This is a genomic window from Pseudomonas sp. KSR10, from assembly GCF_022355455.1.
Taxonomy (GTDB): Bacteria; Pseudomonadota; Gammaproteobacteria; order Pseudomonadales; family Pseudomonadaceae; genus Stutzerimonas; species Stutzerimonas stutzeri_E.
This window is the reverse complement of the sequence record NZ_JAKOEN010000016.1, coordinates 42,503-63,750: the sequence shown is the minus strand read 5'-3', so window position 1 is coordinate 63,750 and position 21,248 is coordinate 42,503. Positions and strand designations below refer to the sequence as shown.

General features: G+C 64.1%; 22 protein-coding genes. 12 read left to right on the top strand and 10 right to left on the bottom strand.

Features of this window, described 5'->3' with window-relative positions; all coding sequences use genetic code 11:
* Positions 1-351: 351 nt before the first annotated feature.
* The 6 genes from MCB86_RS07265 to MCB86_RS07240 all read right to left on the bottom strand — a co-directional run bounded on the left by MCB86_RS07265 (position 352) and on the right by MCB86_RS07240 (position 6,177).
* Positions 352-2,196 (bottom strand): VWA domain-containing protein, encoded by a 1,845-nt coding sequence (locus tag MCB86_RS07265; RefSeq protein ID WP_239610465.1) that lies wholly within the window; start codon positions 2,194-2,196, stop codon positions 352-354.
* A gap of 81 nt (positions 2,197-2,277) precedes the next feature.
* Complete coding sequence (locus tag MCB86_RS07260) at positions 2,278-3,705, bottom strand: cbb3-type cytochrome c oxidase subunit I (RefSeq protein WP_045163594.1); 1,428 nt, start codon at positions 3,703-3,705, stop codon at positions 2,278-2,280.
* A 3-nt stretch (positions 3,706-3,708) separates the two neighbouring features.
* On the bottom strand, positions 3,709-4,149 hold the full coding sequence (locus tag MCB86_RS07255; RefSeq protein ID WP_045163595.1) for a cytochrome c: 441 nt from the start codon (positions 4,147-4,149) through the stop codon (positions 3,709-3,711).
* Positions 4,150-4,540: 391 nt separating this feature from the next.
* Positions 4,541-4,792 (bottom strand): cytochrome C oxidase subunit IV family protein, encoded by a 252-nt coding sequence (locus MCB86_RS07250; protein WP_239610464.1) that lies wholly within the window; start codon positions 4,790-4,792, stop codon positions 4,541-4,543.
* Between the two features lie 10 nt (positions 4,793-4,802).
* On the bottom strand, positions 4,803-5,387 hold the full coding sequence (locus MCB86_RS07245; protein ID WP_045163597.1) for a cytochrome c oxidase subunit 3: 585 nt from the start codon (positions 5,385-5,387) through the stop codon (positions 4,803-4,805).
* Positions 5,371-6,177, bottom strand: a complete 807-nt coding sequence (locus MCB86_RS07240) for a CbbQ/NirQ/NorQ/GpvN family protein (protein ID WP_239610463.1) — start codon at positions 6,175-6,177, stop codon at positions 5,371-5,373. The genes MCB86_RS07245 and MCB86_RS07240 overlap by 17 nt, the downstream gene beginning before the upstream one ends.
* 349 nt (positions 6,178-6,526) lie before the next feature.
* On the opposite strand from MCB86_RS07240, the gene MCB86_RS07235 reads away from it, so the two are divergent.
* From MCB86_RS07235 to MCB86_RS07200, 8 genes are read left to right on the top strand one after another with little or no spacing between them, the layout of a single operon-like run.
* Positions 6,527-8,236, top strand: coding sequence for a nitrite reductase (locus tag MCB86_RS07235; protein WP_045163599.1), 1,710 nt, complete (start codon positions 6,527-6,529; stop codon positions 8,234-8,236).
* Between the two features lie 53 nt (positions 8,237-8,289).
* Positions 8,290-8,604, top strand: a complete 315-nt coding sequence (locus tag MCB86_RS07230; RefSeq protein WP_045163600.1) for a c-type cytochrome — start codon at positions 8,290-8,292, stop codon at positions 8,602-8,604.
* Between the two features lie 16 nt (positions 8,605-8,620).
* Positions 8,621-8,962, top strand: coding sequence for a cytochrome c (locus MCB86_RS07225; RefSeq protein WP_239610462.1), 342 nt, complete (start codon positions 8,621-8,623; stop codon positions 8,960-8,962).
* Entirely contained in the window at positions 8,959-10,137 is a 1,179-nt protein-coding gene (locus MCB86_RS07220; protein ID WP_275589452.1) for a cytochrome D1 domain-containing protein, read from the top strand. The genes MCB86_RS07225 and MCB86_RS07220 overlap by 4 nt, the downstream gene beginning before the upstream one ends.
* 1 nt (position 10,138) lies before the next feature.
* The gene (locus MCB86_RS07215; protein WP_239610461.1) at positions 10,139-10,597 is read left to right on the top strand and encodes an Lrp/AsnC family transcriptional regulator; all 459 of its coding nucleotides are present in this window, start codon (positions 10,139-10,141) and stop codon (positions 10,595-10,597) included.
* Positions 10,594-11,109: an AsnC family protein gene (locus MCB86_RS07210; protein WP_239610460.1), complete on the top strand. Its 516-nt coding sequence runs from the start codon at positions 10,594-10,596 to the stop codon at positions 11,107-11,109. Before MCB86_RS07215 ends, MCB86_RS07210 begins: the two co-directional genes overlap by 4 nt.
* Positions 11,102-11,545 (top strand): AsnC family transcriptional regulator, encoded by a 444-nt coding sequence (locus tag MCB86_RS07205; RefSeq protein WP_239610459.1) that lies wholly within the window; start codon positions 11,102-11,104, stop codon positions 11,543-11,545. The genes MCB86_RS07210 and MCB86_RS07205 overlap by 8 nt, the downstream gene beginning before the upstream one ends.
* Positions 11,520-12,023 (top strand): nitrite reductase, encoded by a 504-nt coding sequence (locus MCB86_RS07200; RefSeq protein WP_239610458.1) that lies wholly within the window; start codon positions 11,520-11,522, stop codon positions 12,021-12,023. Before MCB86_RS07205 ends, MCB86_RS07200 begins: the two co-directional genes overlap by 26 nt.
* A gap of 30 nt (positions 12,024-12,053) precedes the next feature.
* On the opposite strand, the gene MCB86_RS07195 is transcribed toward MCB86_RS07200, so the two are convergent.
* Entirely contained in the window at positions 12,054-12,284 is a 231-nt protein-coding gene (locus tag MCB86_RS07195; RefSeq protein WP_045163607.1) for a hypothetical protein, read from the bottom strand.
* Positions 12,285-12,582: 298 nt separating this feature from the next.
* On the opposite strand from MCB86_RS07195, the gene nirJ reads away from it, so the two are divergent.
* The 4 genes from nirJ to MCB86_RS07175 all read left to right on the top strand — a co-directional run bounded on the left by nirJ (position 12,583) and on the right by MCB86_RS07175 (position 17,128).
* Positions 12,583-13,764 (top strand): heme d1 biosynthesis radical SAM protein NirJ, encoded by a 1,182-nt coding sequence (gene nirJ, locus MCB86_RS07190; protein ID WP_239610457.1) that lies wholly within the window; start codon positions 12,583-12,585, stop codon positions 13,762-13,764.
* 64 nt (positions 13,765-13,828) lie between these two features.
* Entirely contained in the window at positions 13,829-14,674 is an 846-nt protein-coding gene (cobA, locus tag MCB86_RS07185) for a uroporphyrinogen-III C-methyltransferase (protein WP_239610456.1), read from the top strand.
* Positions 14,665-16,158, top strand: a complete 1,494-nt coding sequence (locus tag MCB86_RS07180) for a nitrite reductase (protein WP_239610455.1) — start codon at positions 14,665-14,667, stop codon at positions 16,156-16,158. The genes cobA and MCB86_RS07180 overlap by 10 nt, the downstream gene beginning before the upstream one ends.
* Before the next feature lie 109 nt (positions 16,159-16,267).
* Positions 16,268-17,128: a LysR family transcriptional regulator gene (locus MCB86_RS07175; protein WP_239610454.1), complete on the top strand. Its 861-nt coding sequence runs from the start codon at positions 16,268-16,270 to the stop codon at positions 17,126-17,128.
* A gap of 243 nt (positions 17,129-17,371) precedes the next feature.
* Here the strand turns inward: MCB86_RS07175 and MCB86_RS07170 are convergent, their stop codons facing one another.
* The 3 genes from MCB86_RS07170 to MCB86_RS07160 all read right to left on the bottom strand — a co-directional run bounded on the left by MCB86_RS07170 (position 17,372) and on the right by MCB86_RS07160 (position 20,938).
* Positions 17,372-18,511: a CBS domain-containing protein gene (locus tag MCB86_RS07170; RefSeq protein ID WP_045163612.1), complete on the bottom strand. Its 1,140-nt coding sequence runs from the start codon at positions 18,509-18,511 to the stop codon at positions 17,372-17,374.
* 380 nt (positions 18,512-18,891) lie between these two features.
* A complete protein-coding gene (locus MCB86_RS07165) occupies positions 18,892-19,635 on the bottom strand; it encodes an SDR family oxidoreductase (RefSeq protein WP_239610453.1) in 744 nt (247 codons plus the stop codon).
* A gap of 112 nt (positions 19,636-19,747) precedes the next feature.
* Positions 19,748-20,938: an NnrS family protein gene (locus MCB86_RS07160; protein ID WP_239610452.1), complete on the bottom strand. Its 1,191-nt coding sequence runs from the start codon at positions 20,936-20,938 to the stop codon at positions 19,748-19,750.
* Between the last annotated feature and the right edge of the window lie 310 nt (positions 20,939-21,248).

Sequence of the window (21,248 nt, the reverse complement as noted above, 5' to 3'; positions counted from 1 at the left end):
GTCGCGACCCGCGGCGAATGGCGCCGGCTCGGTGTCTGAAAAGCTTCGTCCCGAGCGCGGGGCTCCCCACAACAAAGCAGTCGTGCATGCCGCCGCCCTTGTAGGAGTCGCGACTCGCGGCGAATGGCCGCAGCTCGGTGTCTGAAAAGCTTCGCCCCGAGGGCTCCCGCAAAAGCATCGTAGGGTGGGTCACACTTCACCGATCCACGGGGTGGCCATCCACCGAGCGAAGCCACGGCGGATGTGAAGCGCGACATCCACCCTACCGGCCACTGAGTGATGGACGCGTCCTCCAGTCTTCCGAAAGCGCATCTCTTAACACCGCGCCTCGTCCGTTTTCCATCCTGGCGCTTACCGCTGGGTCAGCTGCTTGTACAGCTGCGGCAGGCGGAACGGGAGCTGCTGCGGGTCCTTGATCAACGTGTAGCCATTGGCGCCGAACATGTGGGGCAGGTAGTCGCCGGCTTCCTGATCGATGGTGATGCAGAACGGCAGCAGCCCCTGGCGCCGAGCTTCCAGTACGGCCTGACGGGTGTCTTCGACGCCGTAGCGGCCTTCGTACAGGTCCAGGTCGTTGGGCTTGCCATCGGTGACCAGCAGCAAGAGCTTGCGCCGCTGCTTGCAGTTGCCGAGCAGTTCGGTGGCCTGGCGGATGGCCGCACCCATGCGGGTGTAGTAGCCGGGTTTGAGCGCCTGGATGCGCCCACGGGTGTCGTCGCCGTAGCGTTGTTTGAAGCTCTTGAGCTCCTGCATGCGCACCTGATGGCGGCGCAGTGAAGAAAATCCGTACAGGGCGAAATCGTCCCCGACCGCCGACAGCGCCTCGCCGAACAGAAGCAGGCTGTCGGTGATCACATCGATCACCTTGTGCTCGTCGTCCAGGTGCGCATCAGTGGACATCGACAGGTCGGCCAGCAGCAGGCAGGCCAGGTCGCGGCGGTTCTGCCGCTGCTCCATGAACAGCCCGCGCTCGGCGCACTGGCCGTGCTGGCGCTCCACGTGGAAGTCGAGCCAGGCCTGCATGTCCAACTCCGAGCCCTGGGGTTGCCCGCGCAGCCATTGGCGGTCGCTGCGCAGGTGCTCGAACTGCCGGCGCAGCTTACGCGCCAGCGGGCTCAGCCGCAGCGGCAGGCCCATGGGCTCGGAGCCGCGCGGCAGCATCGTCTGCAGGCTGACGAAGTTCTCCTGCATGCGCTGCTTGCGATAGTCCCACTCCGGCAGCTTGATGCCCTCGCCCAGCGGGATGTCATCGACGTCCGCTGGCGGCAGGTCGAGGTGCAGCTTGAGGCCGCCACCCTTGCGCATGCGCTGGCGCGACATGGCGATCTCGTCGAGGTCTTCGGCGACGCGGGAGGCATCCTCGTTTTCGCTGTCGTCGCCCTGTCGATCGAGCTCGACGTGCTCGGACCAGCTGAACAGATTTTCCAGGCGGAACAGCATCAGGCCACCCTTGCTGGTGCTGTCCTCGACCCGCTTGGCGCGCTTACGCAGGCCTTTCTGCTCGGTGGGCGGGGCCTGCAGATGGTTGTCCTGATCCTCCTCGGCTAGCTCGGTGGCCTGCGGCACGCCGAGATTTTCCGCCGGATAGAGCCACATCGGCAGCGGCCATGGCGCCACTTCGCTGCGCGGGAACTGCGTGACACTGCCCGGCTCGCGCAAGGCCTGGCACAGCGCCCGCTCCAGCGCGCCCTCAGCACGCGGTAGGCTGGCCGGGTCCGGGCGCAGTTGCAGGTGCGCCTCGACCAGCCGTTCATAGCGCGGCCGCATGGCCGGGAAGCGCTGGAGGATGGACTGGGTCCAGCGCTGGTTGTCGCGCGCCCAGTGATGCATCTCGCCCGCTTGCGCTGCGAGCAGCGCCAGCCAGCGATACAGATCCTGATTGAGTGAAACTTCGGGATAGACCGCGAGGCGTTGCGGTAAGCGCAGGTTGTTCGCGTCGCACCACGCCACCGGCAGTTGTTTACAGGTCCCGGCGACCTGTTGCAGCAGGTTGCGCCGCAGCATCAAATCGCGCGCATTGGCAGCCTCGACGCCGACGCCGCTGGCGCCACCCATGGCGCGGAACAGTACCGACAGCGACCGCTGTATGCTCTCCAGCGCGACGCTCGCCTCGGGAAAATCCGGGCTAGCGCGACGGGTGATGAAGCGGTGCCAGACACTGCCGACCCACTCTTCGACTTCAATGGTAAAAGCCATGCTCAATCACTCCGTTGCGCCGTATAAAAACGGCAACGGCCCGCTGGGTCAGCCGGGCCGTTGCTCATGTTGCAATCACTCTCAGGCTGCAGCGACAGCTGCAGTCGCGTCGGCAGTCGCCCGGCCACGCTGCCTGAAGCTGTACAGGTAGCAGACCAGGCCGATCATGAAGAACACCCCGGCGATCAACCGCAGCCAGAAGAACACGCTCAGCTGGTCCACGGTGTTCATGAAGGACATCGCCGCCCCGTCCGCCGGGATCCGTTGCAGCCAGACCTGCACCACGCCAGCGGCGGTGAGGAACAGGGTGATGGCAACCATCGACAGGGTCATCAGCCAGAAGCCCCAGATCTCAATGCGCTGAGCGCGGGCATCCGGCGCTTCACCCAGGCCCCGCAAGCGCGGCATGGCGTAGCTGATCATGGTCATGATGATCATCGCGTAGGCACCATAGAACGCCAGGTGACCATGGGCGGCTGTCAGTTGCGAGCCGTGGGTGTAGTAGTTCACCGGTGCCAGGGTGTGCAGGAAGCCCCATACGCCCGCCCCGAGGAACGCTGTCACGGTAGTGCCGATGGCCCAGAGCGATGCAGCCTTGTTCGGGTGCTGGCGACGGCGACGGTTCACCATGTTCAGCGAGAACAGCACCATGGCGAAGAACGGCAGCGGTTCCATCGCAGAGAAGATCGAACCCAGCCACAACCAGACTTCAGGCGCACCAATCCAGAAGAAGTGGTGGCCGGTGCCGATGATGCCGGTGATCAGAGCCATGGCGATGATCACGTAGAGCCACTTCTCGATCACTTCACGGTCCACGCCGGTGATCTTGATCAGGACGAAGGCCAGCATCGAACCCATGATCAGTTCCCACACGCCTTCCACCCACAGGTGCACCACGAACCACCAGTAGTACTTGTCGCGCGCCAGGTTTTCCGGGTTGTAGAAGGAGAACAGGAAGAACACCGCCAGGCCGATCAGGCCGGTCATCATGACCATGCTGATCGCAGTCTTGCGACCCTTGAGCAGCGTCATGCCGATGTTGTAGAGGAAGCCCAGGGCGACCACCACGATACCCATCTTGGTGATGGTCGGCTGTTCGAGGAACTCGCGGCCCATGGTCGGCAGCAGCTCGTTGTGCGTCAGCGCGGCCAAGCCGGCGTAGGGCACGAACAGGTAGCCGAGAATGGTCAGCACGCCGGCGGCGGCGAACACCCAGAACAGGATGATCGCCAGTTTCGGGCTGTGCAGTTCGCGGTCCGCTTCCTCAGGGATGAGGTAGTAAGCCGCACCCATGAAGCCGAACAGCAACCAGACGATCAGCAGGTTTGTATGAACCATCCGCGCCACGTTGAACGGCAGCAGCGGAAACAGGAAGTCACCGACGACATACTGCAGGCCCATGATCAGGCCGAACAGGATTTGACCGACGAACAGCATCAGCGCAAACACGAAGTAGGGTTTGGCGACAGCCTGCGATTGGAATTTGAGATGCGGATTCATGATGCTCATCTCTCAGCCCTCCTTGTTTGGCGGCCAGTTGTTGGTGTCGATCTTCGATGTCCACTTGAGGAACTCGGCCAGATCGTCAACTTGTTGCTCGTTCAGGTTGAACTGCGGCATCGCCCGGCGCCCTGGAACGCCGAGTGGCTGTGCCTTCATCCATGCGTGCAGGAAGGGCTTGAAGGCCGCATCCTCACCGCGACGAACGAAGACGTTGCCCAGCTCCGGCGCGAAGTAGGCACCTTCACCAAGCAGGCTGTGGCAGCCGATGCAGTTGTTGTTTTCCCAGACCGCTTTGCCGCGCACCACCGATTCGGTCAGCGCCGACTCATTGGATCGCTCTGGAAAGGTCTGCTCTGTGTGATAGGTCAGGCCCAGAAATACCAGGAAGAAGAACACGCTTCCCCCGAAGTAGATGTTTCTGGCCATTCCCTTGGTAAAGGTCTCGGACATGGTCGCCTCCTCATGGCGTTGGCGTGGCCAGTTTAAGAAGGTGGCTATCGAAACCTGCTTGATGACAATCAAGAAAAACCTGAACGTGATAGTTGGTCTTTACCGCCCTGAACGATGGAGCTCAACGCAGGCGACCAACGAAACGAGCAACCGGCCGCACCCCGCGCGGGGCGGGCTTTGCACACGTAGGGTGGATGTCGCTTTTTACATCCACCGAGCTTAGGTCTGGTGGATCGGTGAAGCGTGATCCACCCTACGATCGTGCTCTCCATCACGGCGTGGACGCAGCGTAAAGCCGAGCGTGTAGCTACGGTGGGGTTCAGCCCACCAGACGCTACGGCAGAGCAAGCGTAACGACAGAGCTGCGCGGGTTGCCCTGGCTACGCAACCGTCAGAGGCTGATCGCCAACAGAATCCCGCCTGCCATCACCAATGGCCAACAGAACAGCAGCAAGCGCCACATCCGTGGCGCATGACGCAGCTCCATGAAGCCGTCGGAAATCAACCAGGCCTTGACCAGCGCAACCGCCAGCACCCCGGAGGCGAGCAGCAGGGTCGAGCCGGAACTGCCCAGCAGCACGGTGAGCGTGGTCAGGACCGCAAGCCCAAGCCAGCAGAGGATCAGCACGATCGACGCGGACATCCGCCCCTCCTCAATTGATGATGTAAACGAGCGGGAACAGCAGCACCCAGACCATATCCACCATGTGCCAATAGAGCACGCCGGACTCCAGCCCGGAGCAGTCTGTCGCCGCGTAGGCGCGGCGGCGACAGCGCTCGGCCATCCAGCCGAGAATGACCATGCCCAGCAGCACGTGGAGGAAGTGAAAGCCGGTGAGAATCCAGTACAGGGTGAAGAAGGTGTTGTGCTCCAACCCCAGCCCCATCCCGGCCAGATGGCCGTACTCGTTGAGTTTGAGCACCACATAGACACAGGCACTGATCAGCGCCGTCAGCAGCAGCACCGCCGCGCGACGCGGCTGCGCCATGCGCACCTGCTCGACCGCCAGGGCGGCAAACAGACCGGAAGTCAGTAGACTCAGGGTCAGAGCCAGCCCGATGGAGCTGTCCAGCGCCGTCCGGCTCTCGCGAAAGAACGCCGGGTTGAGCCACTGCGCCACGGCAAAGGCGAGGATCAGAATGGCGAAGACGGTCAGCTCGGCCAGGATGAAAAACCACATGGCCAGGTCGCCTGGCAGCCGCCGGGTCGCTGCGCTCGCTTCATGCGAAATGGACATCGACCACATCCATCAGCGCCGCAACGGTCTGCGCATCGTCGGACAGCGGCTCGGCCAGGCACGACAGGCAGGCTTCACGCGGGCTCATGCCGGAACGGATCATTCGCGCGGCGAAGATCAGCAGACGAGTCGAGGCGACCTCTTCCAGATCATGCTGTTCGAGGCGACGCAAGGCCTGCCCCAGCTTGACCACCTGCTTCGCCAGGGCCGTGTCCACCTGCGCCTCGTTGGCGACGATGCGCTCTTCCTCGGCGGCCGCCGGATAGTCGAAGCGCATGGCCACGAAGCGCTGGCGGGTGCTGGGCTTCATGCCCTTGAGCAGGTTCTGGTAACCGGGGTTGTAGCTGACCACCAGCATGAAGCCCGGCGGCGCCTTGAGCGCCTCACCGGTGCGCTCGATGAACAGCTCGCGGCGATCGTCGGCCAGCGGGTGCAGCACCACGGCGGTGTCCTGGCGCGCCTCGACCACTTCGTCCAGGTAGCAGATGCCCCCTTCGCGTACCGCTCGGGTCAGCGGGCCATCCTGCCACCAAGTGCCCTGTGCGCCGATCAGGTGGCGGCCGACCAGGTCCGCGGCGCTGAGGTCGTCGTGACAAGCCACCGTGTACAGCGGCAGGTTCAGCCGGTGCGCCATGTGCTGCACGAAACGCGTTTTGCCACAGCCGGTCGGGCCTTTGATCAGCACCGGCATGCCGTGCCGCCAGGCCTGCTCGAAGAGCACCTCTTCATTGCCCAGCGACTGGTAGAACGGAGCACCAGGCAAGTCGGCAAAATTCTCGGGCGCGTTCATTGGCAATACCTCACGGCAACGGTTGGATAAGCATCTGCCGCCAAACTAACCGTCGGGTCATACGTCCCTCAAGGCATCCACGAGCGAAGCTTGATTACGGTCAAGCCCAGTCTCAAATGAGCCCTCGCGAGCCGACAGACAACCCTGTTCGGCCGGCTTTCCTTCCCTATTCGCCAGGCCCCCGCGACACGGCGTCACGCCCCGGGCATCACGGCAGGTCTCTTGATTGCCATCAAGCGCAATCGCCCAAAGCCCGCCATAGGATGCAACCGCACACAGCAAGACCCGGGAACTGCCACATCGCCGTCACTAGCAGGAACCGCACGAAGCGGTCAGAGGAGATAAGAGTATGAGCAAACCAATACTGGCAGGCCTCGTCGCCGGCCTTTCGCTGCTCGGTCTGGCAGTTGCCCAGGCGGCCGTGAATCCGGAAAACGCCGATGCCGCCTACAAGGGCCAGGCCTCTGCCGTCGACCCAGCCAGCGCCCAAGTGGTCCATTCGCCCGGAGCACCGGATCTGAACGCCGCCGAATTCGAGAAAGCCAAGGAGATCTACTTCCAGCGCTGTGCAGGCTGCCATGGTGTCCTGCGCAAGGGCGCGACCGGCAAGCCGCTGACCCCGGATATCACTCAGGCACGCGGACAGGCCTATCTCGAAGCGCTGATCACCTACGGCTCGCCTGCCGGCATGCCCAACTGGGGGACGTCGAATGCGCTGACGAAGGATGAAATCACCTTGATGGCCAAGTTCATCCAGCACACCCCGCCGACTCCGCCGGAGTGGGGCATGGCTCAGATGAAGGATTCCTGGACGGTGCTGGTCAAACCCGAGGACCGCCCGAAGAAGCAGATGAACAAGCTGGACCTGCCGAACCTGTTCTCCGTCACCCTGCGCGACGATGGCAAGATCGCCCTGATCGATGGCAAGACCAAGGACATCGTCAAGACCATCGACACCGGCTATGCCGTGCACATCTCACGCATGTCCGCCTCCGGCCGCTACCTGTTCGTGATCGGCCGCGACGCCAAAATCGACATGATCGACCTTTGGGCCAAAGAGCCGATCAAGGTTGCGGAAATCAAGGTGGGCATCGAAGCCCGCTCGGTGGAAACCTCGAAATACAAGGGCTACGAAGACAAGTACGTGATCGCTGGTGACTACTGGCCTCCGCAGTTCACCATCATGGATGGCGAAACGCTGGAGCCGCTGCAGATCGTATCCACACGCGGCATGACCGTCGGCACCCAGGAATACCATCCGGAACCGCGCGTAGCGGCGATTATTGCCTCGCACGAGCACCCCGAATTCATCGTCAACGTCAAGGAAACCGGCAAGGTCATGCTGGTCAACTACGAGGACATCGACAATCTCTCCACCACCATGATCGGCACCGCGCCCTTCCTGCACGACGGCGGTTGGGACGTCAGCCATCGCTACTTCATGACGGCGGCGAACAACTCCAACAAGGTCGCGGTGATCGACTCCAAGGACCGCAAGCTCGCCGCGCTGGTCGATGTCGGAAAGATCCCGCATCCGGGCCGCGGAGCCAACTTCGTGCATCCCAAGTTCGGTCCGGTCTGGGCCACCAGCCACCTGGGCGATGAAACCATTTCGCTGATCGGTACCGATCCGGCGAAACACCCGAACCAGGCCTGGAAAGTGGTCGAAACGCTCAAGGGCCAAGGCGGCGGCTCGCTGTTCATCAAGACCCACCCGAAATCCAATCACATCTACCTGGACACCACATTCAACCCTGACGCCAACATCAGCCAGTCGGCCGCGGTGTTCGACATCAACGATCTGGGGGCCGGATACACTGTGCTGCCGATTGGCGAATGGTCGGGCCTGACCGGAGGCGCCAAGCGCGTCGTGCAGCCGGAGTACAACAAAGCCGGCGACGAAGTCTGGTTCTCGGTCTGGAGCGGCCAAGAGGAGCAATCGGCGATCGTGGTGGTCGATGACAAGACGCTAAAACTGAAAAAGGTGATCAAGGACAAAAGGTTGATCACCCCAACCGGTAAATTTAACGTCTACAACACTCAGCACGACGTGTACTGAGTGCCCCATCGGGGGAGCGCAGACTCCCCCATCTAGCCTTGAGGAAGTAACTCATGAAGAAAGTACTGGTTCCACTGCTCGCCCTAGGCGGCGCGATGCTGTTCCAGCCCGCCATGGCGCAGGACGGTGAAGCACTGTTCAAGAGCAAGCCTTGCGCTGCATGCCATAGCATCGACGCCAAGATGGTTGGCCCTGCACTGAAGGAAGTCGCCGCCAAGTACGCCGGACAGGACGGCGCTGCCGATCTGCTCGCCGGTCACATCAAGAATGGCACCGTAGGCGCCTGGGGCCAGATCCCGATGCCGCCAAACCCGGTCACCGAAGAAGAAGCCAAAACCCTCGCCGAGTGGGTTCTGAGCCTCAAGTAACGCCCAGGAGGACATCATGATTCGGTCCCGACATGCAGTCATCGGTTTGGGGCTCACCCTGGTGTCCCTCTTCCCCTTTCCCATTGCCCTGGCCGACGGCCCTACAGCCGAACGCCAGGGTCAACTCGAGCATCTGCTCGTGCAGGACTGCGGCTCATGCCACGGCCTGCGTCTGACCGGTGGCCTGGGTCCGGCTCTGACCCGCAGCGCCATCGCCGGCAAACCCCGCGACACCCTCATCGCCACCGTCACCCACGGTAGACCCGATACCGCCATGCCTGGCTGGAGCGCGCTGCTCAGCGAGCAGGACATCGTCTGGCTGGTCGACCGATTGATCGAAGGAAAATCCACGCCATGATGCGCCCATCCCTGTTGCTAGCCGCCGCCAGCCTGCTCCTCGGTGCCTGCGCCGCACAACCGCTACGTGGCACCGGTGACCTTGGCGTGGTGGTAGAGCGTGCCACTGGCGCCCTGCAGATCGTCGAAACAACCGGCCAGACGCGCCTGGCCCGGATTGAAGGATTGGGCGACCTGTCGCACGCGTCGGTGGTGTTCTCCCGCGACGAACGCTTCGCCTATGTCTTCGGACGCGACGGCGGGCTGACCAAAGTCGACCTGCTACGCCAGCGCATCGACAAGCGCATCATCCAGGGCGGCAACAGCATCGGCGGAGCCATCAGCCAGGACGGCCACCTGATCGCCGTCGGTAACTATGAACCAGGCGGGGTCAAGGTCTTCGACGCCGATAGCCTTGAGCTGGTGGCTGACATTCCGGCCACACCGCTGGCCGATGGCAGCCGCAACTCCCGCGTGGTCGGCGTCATCGACGCCCCTGGGCGGCGCTTCATCTACAGCCTGTTCGACACCAACGAAACCTGGCTGCTGGACTTCAGCCAGGGCAACACGCCGGCCATCACCCGCTTCGAGGGCGTCGGCAAACAACCCTATGACGGCCTCTTGACCCCCGACGGGCGCTACTACATCGCCGGTCTGTTCGGCGAAGACGGCATGGCCAAGATAGACCTCTGGCACACCGCCCGCGGCGTCGAGCGAATCATCGACGGCTATGGCCGCGGCCAGGAAAAGCTGCCGGTCTACAAGATGCCGCACCTTGAAGGCTGGACGGTCGCCGGCAACCAGACTTTCGTGCCCGCCATCGGTCAGCACCGGGTGCTGGTGATGGACTCGCAAAGCTGGAAGCAGACCGACGCCATCGACGTGGCCGGCCAGCCGGTGTTCGTCATGTCGCGTCCGGACACTCGGCAGATCTGGGTCAACTTCGCCCATCCCGACAACGGCAAGGTGCAGGTGATCGACAGCGAAACCCACGAGATCATCAGCACGCTGGAACCCGGCCCGGCGGTGCTGCATATGGAGTTCACTCCACGCGGCGAGCAGCTCTGGCTGTCGGTGCGCGACGGCAACGAGGTGCAGGTCTGGGATCCCTATGCGCTGAAGCTGATCAAGCGCCTGCCGGCCGACAGCCCGAGCGGGATCTTCTTCACCAGCCGCGCCCACGAGACGGGGTTGTGACATGCAGATCGATCCGCTCAGCCGCCGCCTGATCGACCGCTTCCAGCACGGCATGCCACTGTGCGCCGAGCCTTACCGCGCCATGGCAGAGGCCTTGGACTGCAGCGAAGCCGAGGTCCTTGCCTGCCTCGAACGCCTGGAGCACGGCGGCGGTCTGTCGCGCGTCGGTCCGGTGTTCGAGCACAGCCGCGCCGGCGCCAGCACCCTGGTCGCCTTGGCGGTCCCAGAGGCGCGCCTGGAGTCGGTCGCCGCCCGTATCAACAGCTATCCCGAAGTCAACCACAACTACCTGCGCGAGCATCGCTACAACCTCTGGTTCGTGGTAACCGGCCCCGACCGCGCCCACGTCGATGCGCTGCTGGCACGGATCGAGGCGGAAACCGAACTCACGCCGCTCGATCTGCCGATGCAGGCCGCCTACCGCATCGACCTCGGCTTCCCCATCGGAGACGCCTCATGAACGCCCTGCTCGACGATCTTCAGACGCTGCAATTGCGGCGCCTGCTCGAAGCGGGCCTGCCACTGGCCGCCCGCCCCTATCAGCTGCTGGCCGAGCGCATTGGCGCCAGCGAAGAGACGGTGCTGGAGCAGGTCCGGCGTTGGAACGACAGCGGGCTGTTTCGCCGCATGGGGCTGGTCATCAAGCACCGCGCCCTGGGCTTTCGCGCCAACGCCATGTTGGTGATGGATATCCCGGACGAGATCGTCGACGCGGTCGGTCACAGTCTCGGCCAGGCCGCCGGTATCAACCTCTGTTATCAGCGGCCGCGACGTCTGCCGGACTGGCCCTATAACCTGTTCTGCATGGTCCACGGCCGCGAGCGCGAGCAGGTCTGCCGGCTGATCGCCGCGCTGCTCGCCGAACACGGGCTCAGCGACGTGCCGCACCAGCTGCTGTTCAGTACCCGCGCGTTCAAGCAATGCGGTGGCCGTTACGCCCCACCCGCGCGCCCGGTGGCCGCCCATGGATGAGCTCGACCGGCGCCTGATCAATCGCCTGCAGCACGGCCTGCCGCTGGTCCGCCGCCCCTGGCAGGCATTGGCCGAGGAGTTGGATGCCGACACCGAGCTGCTGCGCGAACGCGTCCAGGCCCTGCTCGATGACGGCACCCTGACCCGCTTCGGGCCGATGTTCGATATCGAACGCCTCGGCGGCGCCTTTACCCTCGCCGCACTTTCGGTGCCGGAAGAGCGCTTCGATCGTATCGCCGAGCAGCTGGCGGCCATGCCCGAAGTAGCGCACAACTACCGCCGCGAACACGTCTGGAACATGTGGTTCGTGCTCGGCTGCGCCACGCCGCAGGGCATTGCCGAGACCATTGCGCGGATCGAAGCCGAGACCGGCCTGCCGGTGCTCAACCTGCCCAAGGAGGAGACCTACCATGTCGGCCTGCACTTCGCCGTTTGATCCCGCCGAGCTGGCCGGCCGCCTGGTGTCGCTCACCGAAGGCGGGCTGCCGCTGGTGGACGATCCCTGGGGCTGGCTCGCCGAGCGTCTGGACATCAGCGCCGACGCCACCCTGGCGCTGTTGCAGCAGCTGCAGGCCGACGGCGCTATTCGCCGCGTCGCCGCGGTTCCCAACCATTACCGCCTGGGCTATCGCCACAACGGAATGACCGTCTGGGATGTGGACGACACCAAGCTTGCCCGCCTCGGCCCGCTGATTGGCGAGCAGGCCTTCGTCAGCCATTGCTACCGTCGGCCACGGCAGGACGGTTGGCGCTACAACCTGTTCGCCATGGTGCACGGCCGCAGCGCAGAAGAGATCGACGGCTACCGCGCGCAGATCCGCGCCTTGCTCGGTAGTGCCTGTCGCGCCGACGAGATGCTGGTCAGCAGCCGTATCCTCAAGAAGACCGGATTGCGTGTGGGCAGCCCTCGCTAGCGCTGCCGCTAACGCGCTGCAGCCGGGCCATCAGAACCGCCACTCGGGCTTGAACAGACCGACCACGAAGAAGAGCGTGGAGAAGCCCCACATTACCAGCGCATACAGGCGGATCTGCTCGGCATTCCAAGGCCAGGCGAACCAGTCCAGAACGACCATGCTCTTCCAGCCCTCGATCCACTGGGCCCCGCCCCAACTGATGATCCATTTCCAAAACGCGCTGTTGAGAAGGTAAAGCGCAACGAATTCGGTGGTGCTCATTCAGCGTGTCCTGAAAATCCCTGCAAGGAAGCCGGGGAACCCGGCCAGGTGTTTATCCGCATCCCATCCAAACGGGACGCTTGCGACATTATCGGGACCGATTTCTTTGCGTCCACCACAGATCATGGGCACGCGTTCCGTTTGTGAAGAAGGCCAAACCCAGCTCAGGTCTGTTCAAGGCGCATGTCCTTACCAGGACCAAGGCTTTTATTGTTTCCAGTCAAGGATTGGACGGTGTCGCTCGGAGATGCTGCGTCCATCGAACCACGCAAGACGCGTGACGCGGGGAGAGACGCTCATGTTGAGAATCAGCCATTACCTGCGCGCCCTCGCCCGGCCCGCCATGCCGGTACTGGGCGCGCGCAGCACGGGTGCGGCGCGCCCGCCGGTGGTGATCTGGAACCTGTTGCGCCGTTGCAACCTGACCTGCAAACACTGCTACGCGACCTCCGCCGACAGCGTGTTCCGCGATGAGCTGGGCACCGCCGAAGCACTCAAGGTGATCGACGATCTGCATGAAGCCGGCGTACGGGTACTGATCCTGTCCGGTGGCGAGCCGCTGCTGCGCGAGGACATCTTCGAATTGTCCGAGTACGCGCGCCTACGCGGCTTCTTCGTCGCGCTGTCAACCAATGGCACGTTGATCGACGAGCGCAACATCGAGCGGATCGCCGCGGCGAAGTACGACTACGTGGGCATCAGCATCGACGGGCTCGAAGCAGTGCACGACGACTGGCGCCAGCTCAAGGGCAGCTTCGCCGCGTCCATGCACGCCATCGACCTGTGCCGCCAGCACGGCATCCGGGTCGGCCTGCGCACCACCCTGACGCAGAACAACTACCCGCAACTGCCGGCTCTGCTGGCGCTGATGCGCGAGCACGACGTGCAGAAGTTCTACCTCTCGCACCTCAACTACAGCGGGCGCGGCAAACGCAGCCGCAAGGCCGACGCCCATCACCAAATGACCCGCGACGCCATGTACCAGCTGTTCGAGCAGGCCTGGGCCGACGTGCAACACGGCCGCGAAACCGATTTCGTCAGTGGCAACAACGACGCCGACGCCGTGCTCCTGCTGCAGTGGGTCGAGCAGCGATTGCCGGAGCACCGTGACCGCCTGGAGCGGATGCTGCGTGCCTGGGGTGGCAACGCCTCGGGCAGCGGCATCGCCAACATCGACAACATCGGCGACGTGCACCCGGACACCTACTGGTGGCAGCACACCGTCGGCAATGTGCGCCGACAGCCGTTCCGCGAGCTGTGGCTGGACAAGCCCGAGCCGCTGCTCACCGAGCTGCGCCAGCATCCGCGCGCCATCGGCGGGCGCTGCGCCGAGTGTCGCTGGCTGTCGATCTGCAACGGCAATACGCGCACCCGCGCCTGGGCCGAAGGAAACCTCTGGGGCGAAGACCCCGGTTGCTACCTCAGCGATCAGGAGATCGGTTTGCCGCAACCGCAGCGCATCCCCAGCCTCTCCATTTGATACCGAGCGCGGCGCCGAGGCCGCCCAAGACCTACCGCAGTCCGACGAGATTTCAGGAGTTCGCATGGATCAGCCAATCACCCTCCCCGCTTCGCTCGGCGCCACGTTGGCCCCGGGCGAAGTCGCCTTGATCGGCGCCGGCCCCGGCGACCCCGGGCTACTCACGCTGCGGGCCTGGAGCCTGCTGCAACAGGCCGACGCGGTGGTTTACGATCGCCTGGTCAGCGACGACCTGATGCAACTCCTGCCGGCGCGCTGCGCACGTCACTACGTCGGCAAGACCAGCGGTTATCACAGCCTGCCGCAGCCGCAGATCAATCAGCTACTGGTGGACCTGGCGCAACAGAACCTGCGTGTGGTGAGGCTCAAGGGCGGCGACCCTTTCATCTTCGGCCGCGGTGCCGAAGAGCTCGAGTATCTGTTGAAGCGCGGCATCAATGGTCAGGTGGTGCCGGGCGTAACCGCAGCGGCTGGCTGCAGCGCCTATGCCGGCATTCCGCTGACCCACCGCGACCTGGCGCACTCCTGCCAGTTCATTACTGGTCACCTGCAGGAGGACGGCGCCCTGCAACTACCCTGGAGCAGCCTGGTCGAGGGCAAGCAGACCCTGGTGTTCTACATGGGCCTGGCCGCACTCGGCGAGATCTCGCGCAACCTGATTGCCGCCGGCCTGCCGGTCGATACCCCCGCCGCGCTGATCGGCAATGGCACTCGCGCTGACCAGCGCGTGGTGCGCTGCAGCCTCAAGCAACTGCCGGGCATGGCGCAGACGCACCAGCTGCTGCCGCCGACGCTCACCGTGATCGGCCAGGTGGTCGGCCTGTTCGCCGACACCGCACTGGAGTTCCCCGCTCGGATGCTGGCCACACGTCAGGCGCAACCCGTCCAACAGGAGGCCCTATGCGAGTAGTCCCGGTTCTTCTTTTGGCATGGTCTGGCGCAATTCAGGCGGCGCCGGAGGTGGTCAGCCTGGAACAGGCCAGCACGCTCTACGAGCAGCATTGCCTGAGCTGCCACGGCGTCAACCGCCTCGGCGGCGCCGGCCCGGCGTTGCTGCCGGAAAGCCTCAGCCGGCTCAAGCCGGACGAGGCCCGCGCGGTGATCCATGACGGCCGGCCAGCCAGCCAGATGGCGGCCTTTGGCGATCGCCTCGACGCCGCTCAGATCGACGGCTTGGTCAACTACCTCTACCAGCCGGCCGCCACCCCGCCGACCTGGAGCGACGATGACATCCGCACCAGCCACCGAATCCTTGCCGACGTGAAGGCTTTGCCGAGCACGCCGCAGCACGGCGCCGATCCGCTCAACCTGTTCGTCGTGGTCGAGGCCGGCAATCACCACGTTCGCGTGCTGGACGGTGATCGCTTCGAGGAGCTGGCCAACTTCCCGTCGCACTTCGCCCTGCACGGCGGGCCGAAGTTCTCGCCGGACGGCCGCTTCGTCTACTTCGCCTCGCGCGACGGCTGGGTCAGCGTCTACGACCTTCACAACCTGACCATGATCGCCGAGGTGCGCGCCGGCCTGAATACCCGCAACCTGGCCGTCAGCAATGATGGCCGCTGGGTGTTGGTAGGCAACTACCTGCCAGGCAATCTGGTGCTGCTCGACGCCCGTGACCTGTCGCTGGTCAAGCACATCCCGGCGGTCGCCGTCGACGGCACGCCGTCGCGGGTCAGCGCGGTCTACACCGCGCCGCCGCGAGACAGCTTCGTGGTCGCGCTGAAGGACGTTAAGGAAGCCTGGGAGCTGTCCTATGCCGGCACACCGAACTTCCAGCCACGGCGCATCCCGGCTGCGGACTTTCTTGACGACTTTTCCTTTACCCCGGACTACCGCTACCTGCTGGCCACCTCGCGCAAGGCCCTCGGCGGCCAGGTCATCGATCTGGACACCGGCGAGGCGGTCACTGACATTCCGCTGCCGGGCATGCCGCACCTCGGTTCGGGCATTTACTGGAAACGCGACGGCCAGTGGATCTTCGCCACACCCAACGTCAGCAAGGGACTGATCTCGGTGCTCGACCTCGACACCTGGAGGCTTGTCAAGGAGATTCCCACCGAAGGGCCGGGCTTTTTCATGCGCAGCCACCTGAACTCGAAATACGCCTGGACCGATGTGTTCTTCGGCCCGAACAACGACGCCGTACACCTGATCGACAAGCAGACCCTGGAAGTCGCCCATACCCTGCGTCCGATGCCTGGCAAGAACGCCGCCCATGTCGAGTTCACCAACGACGGCCGCTATGCCCTGCTCAGCGTCTGGGATACCAATGGCGCGCTGATCGTCTACGACGCCAAGACCCTGGAGGAGATCAAGCGCATCCCGATGAACAAGCCCTCTGGCAAGTACAACGTCGGCAACAAGATCGAGTTTGCCGAAGGCACCTCCCACTAGATCGGCTCAGGCTTCAGGCGGTTATCCGCGCCTGAGGCCTAGCGTCTGCGGTTGTTTTTTATCATTCCAACCTGCTTTCATATCATTCCCTTTGATATGAGCCCTTCCCATGGACATCGATCTCGCCCGTACTTTTCTCGAGATCATTCGCAGCGGCAGCTTCATCGCTACTGCCGACCGTTTGCACATCACCCAGACGGCGGTGACCGCGCGGGTACGTAGCCTGGAAACACAGCTCGGTTGCCGACTGTTCATACGCAATCGCGCCGGGGCGCGGCTAACCGCCGATGGGGAGCGCTTTGTCGCCTACGCCACGCAGCTGGTGCAGACCTGGGAAACGGCGCGACGCGACCTGCCGCTGCCGCGTGGCTACGACAAGCTGTTGTTACTCGGTGCCGAGATGAGCCTGTGCAACCCGCTGATGCTCGCCTGGGTGCAGCGCCTGCGCCAGGTGATGCCCGACCACGCGCTGCGCAACGAGGTGGCCAGCGGCGATGAGCTGCAGAAGCAGCTCGATCTGGGCGCGCTGGACGCGGCATTGCTGCATCAGCCCGAATACTGGCCGGGCCTGCAGGTGGAGCAGTTGCTGGAGGAAAAACTTATCCAGGTGGTGCATGCGAGCGAGCCGGATCCTTATCTCTACGTCGACTGGGGTCCGGCGTTTCGTCAGCAGCACGACCTGTCGCTGCCCGGGCACATGCGCGCCGCATTGTCGTTCAGCCTGGGCCCGCTGGCGCTGCAGTATCTGGTCCAGTGTGGCGGGCGCGGCTACTTCCGCACGCGTGTGGTGCAGCGCTATCTCGATGAGGGCGTGCTCAAGCGCGTCGAGCAGGCGCCGGAATTCAGCTATCCGGTCTATCTGGTCCACTCTCGTGCGGCGCAATCGCCGGCGCTGCTCAAGGCGCTGGAGCTGCTACGCGAGGTCGCCCGGGACGATTACGACTGGTCGCGCTGGACCTATGAAATCTGAACCGGCACGGCCCTCGAGTGCTCGGCCCACTTCATCCAGCGCGCTTACACGTGGGGGCGAATCGCTCCGGCTGACGCCCCGTCACTGAGCCGGATCGCCACGGATAGACAGGGCGGATTCAGCGCTTCTAGCACATCCGGCGGAGACGAATGCACGACCGCAACCAATGTTTCAGGCGCTCTCGCAAGGGCTCTGCTTGCTCGCCGAGGGGTTGGCTTGCCGCCTGCACCAGCAGGGCGCAAGTCAGTCGGGCAGATGCTTGAGCCAGTTCCGGTAGAGCGCGGCAATGAGGTCGGTCTGAGTGATCATGCCGACCAGCCGCTGCTGGTCGTCGACCACCGGTAGGCAATGCAGGCCGCGGTCGGAGAGGAGGAACACCAGGTCGACCATGTGGCAGTCCTGGGTTACCGAGACCACGGGCGTGCTCATGATCGTGCGTAACTGGACGCCGCGAAGGAACTTGAGCTGGCCGAACTTGATCCGTGCCGACGCTGGCTGGAAGTGCTTGAGCAGATCGACCAGGGTGACGATACCCACCAGCCGTTGGCTGTCGGGCTCCAGCACCGGGAAGGAGTGCAGGCGGTGCTCGCGCAAGGTTTGCCAGGCCCGTTGAATCGAGCAATCCGGCGTGCCCCAGTAAAGATCGCGGGACATGATATCGGCCGCGGTGATCTCGCCCATGCTGCGCCGCAATGCATGTTTTTCGGTCTGCTTGATCAGCTGGGCGAGATCGTCCCGGGTCACGTCGACGTACTCACCGAAGTCTGCCAACGCCTGCTCGACGTCGTCCTCGCTGAAGCTCATGCGTTCGCTGGGCAAGGGATCATGGGTGTGATGCGGGTTGTCTTTTTGCGGGCGCGGTTTCGGATAGGCATGTCCGCTGAGGTTGTTGTAGATCAACGCAACCGTGACCAACAACAGCGAGTTGAATGCGACCGGATAGAGCAACTGAAAACCGTAGGCATGTAGCTCCGGGGTGCCAATCACCGCCACCAACGCCAGCGCCGCGCTGGGCGGGTGCAGGCAACGCAGGCCGAACAGGCAGACGATCGTCAAGGTTCCGGTCAGGCCGGCAGCCGTCGCCACCGGAAGATCAGTGGCGCCCAGCGCGACACCAATCGCAGTCGCCAATAGATTGCCGGCGGTCACCGACCATGGCTGGGCGAAGGGACTCGACGATGCGGCAAACAACAATACAGCCGACGCGGCTGTCGGCGCTGCCAATGGCAGGGTGATCGAGACACCGAAAAGCAGGGCTCCGGCCGGGATAACCACGAGTAGCGCCAGACCAATACCGATTGCCGCGCGCAGCCATTCCGCGGGACGTGCCGAAAGCGGCGCCGGTGCGAAGGATCGGCACCAGTCGAGAAGACGTTGTTGCATGTGGCCTGCTTGATCGAAGGGAGGACGTACTGCGGTCGTCCGGCAGGACGCGATACCGCCATCGGGCTGCTTACCGGCGCACGAAAAAGAGGCACAGCCAGCCCAGCCGCACATTGTCGGTGCGTCGAGTCAGCGCCGCCAATGAATCCTATTGATCCTTCGATGCAATAATTTTGCTAACAATCCACTACTGCAGCCTCGCCATCACCGTCTCATGGCGGCGTTGAGCGCGAGCGGGTTGGCGATGCCGCTGTTGAGATCGACGATGCCGTTGATTTCCCGCGAATGGGTAGCCAGGGTCTCGACCTGGTGCGACACCTGATCGAGACCGTTCGCGAACGGTTCGCTTGCATCCGAAGATGATCGTCAGCCCCGCGAGGTTAGCTGAGCGTGTAGCCGTTATCGACCACCCAGTCCTGGCCGTAGACGCCGCGAGCGCCCTGGGACAGCTGGAACAGGATGACATTGGCAACCGCCGCCGATTCGAGGAAGTGCCCCGGCAAAAGACGCTTGGTGACGCCTTCGGCGACCTGTTCGAGCTGCTCGTCGGGCAACCCCAGGGTGCCCCATATCGCCGTGGCGGTCGGGCCCGGCGAGACCACGTTGATGCGCACATCCAGGGGCGCGAATTCCACCGCCAGGGTGCGCGCCTGGGCCACCAATGCCGCCTTGGTAGCGATGTAGGCAGCCAGGCCGGGAAAGGTTCCGCGCGTCAGGAAGGTGCCGACGAACACCACCGAGGCGGGTTTGGCCAGTTCGGCGCGCAGTGCCGCCAGGGTATTCAACGCGCCGGCGCCGTTGACCGCCCACTGACGATCGAAGCAGGCCATGTCGAGGCTGTCGCCCAGCTCGGCGATGCCCGCGTTCGGTACCAGATAGTCCACCGGCCCGAGTTCGGCAGCACGCCGGCTCAGCGCCAGCAAAGCGTCCGCAGAGGTCACGCCACCCGCCAGCCAGTGCAGCTGCTCGGAATAGGTTTCCATCAGCTGCCCCAGACCGCCCAGGTTGCGCGACATGGCCAATACGCGAGCGCCACGCTGCAGCAACGCCGCGCACAATGCCAGTCCAATCCCGGAGCTGGCTCCGGTGACCACGGCCAGACGGTCCTTGAATTCAGTTTTCATCATCATCTCCGATGCCGGCGTTCGCCGAGCCGCAGGCTGCCCGTCCCAGGATGGGCAGGCAGCGGTTTTTCAGTGGGTGAACAGGGAAACCGAGAAGGCGCCAGGACAACGATCAGCCAGGGTGACCGTCGACCCGCGCAGTCACCAGCATCGGCGCATAGCGCCAGGCATACAGGGCGAACGCCAGCACCCAGCAGATGGTGGCGAGCCAGAGCCCGGTCATCGGCCACTGGCTGGCGAGGAACACCCGCGAGACGGCGCCGAGGTTGAACAGCACGAAGGCGGCGACGATGCCCGACGGCAACTGCAATGGGCGTCCGGTATGGCCAAGGGTGACCCGCGCGATCATCGCCAGGATCAGCCCGCTCATCGAGCCTACCGAGAGTGCATGCAGCGCAGCGCTGGAGTTGGCCAGCAGGCCGAAATTCCACAGTGCCAGGCCTGCCGCGGCAATCACCAGCCAGAGCATTGCCAGGTGCAGCGACCAGAGCAACGACACTCGCCAGATCCCCGCGTCGTACCAGCGAGTCAGGCGCAGCAGGTGGCCGATGGCGATGGCGAGAAACAGCACACCGAGCCACACGTTCGGTAGCAGCGCGACGCCGGCGGCATAGAGCGCAGCGACCAAGCCGGTCCCGACCAGCAACGCCACGTCCAGCCAAAGCCAGGGTTTCACGGCTTCGCTGCGACCGAGGCCGCGCTGGGTGAAGAACGGAATCACCCGGCCTCCGATGATGGCCATCAACGCCGCCACCAGCCACAGCCCGGCGAGCACGCCCTGGCGCTGCAGCCCATCGTCGCTCAGGGCGACGCCGCAGAGCACCAGCACATCGGCACCGGTCATCAGGGTGAGTACGGCGATGATCGGATAGTTGCGTTTCTGCCTGGCCACCCAGAGCATGCGCGCCATCAATCCGGTCACGCCGAGCAGAAATAGCAGGTCCGCCACGATCAGCAGGCCGATCGGCGCACCCAGCAACCAACCCAGCCGCGCCAGCAGCCAAACGCCCGCCAGCGCTGCCAACCGGTTGCCGGAGACGCCGGGCTGGCCGGTCCAGGTCTGCCCCGCCGTCAGCAGGAAGCCAGCGACGATTGCCATGGCGAAGCCGAACAGCATTTCGTGGCGGTGCCAGGCGAGCCAGCCGCCGGTGGGGTGAAAGCCCGACCACAGTCCGGTCCAGGCCCCGATCCACAACGGGATCGCCAGCATCGCGAAGAGGCTGCCGGCGAGAAAGAATGGACGAAACGCGAGCCGCCAAAGGGGCGGGATACTGAGGGCTTTTCGCCGATCGATGACTTGCACGGGGCCTCCTGACACTCATTCTGCAACGGCCGGCGAAGCAGTAAGCCGCCGGACCGAGGAACCAGGGCGCCGAGATTCCGGAGCCAGGGTTACTTTTTACAGGGTAGGAGGCGTTCCCAGACTTGATTGCAATCAGTTTTTGCTGAGGGGCCGGTAGGCGGGCGGTGGCAGGGTTGCAGCCGGCATCCGGCAAGCGGCGCCACGCCTCGTCGAGCCGCCGACTGCCGAGCCACGGTGGATGTAAAAGGCGACATCCACCCTACGCAGCTCTTCATGAGAGCCCGTGCGTGGCGCCGACTTATGCAGGTGG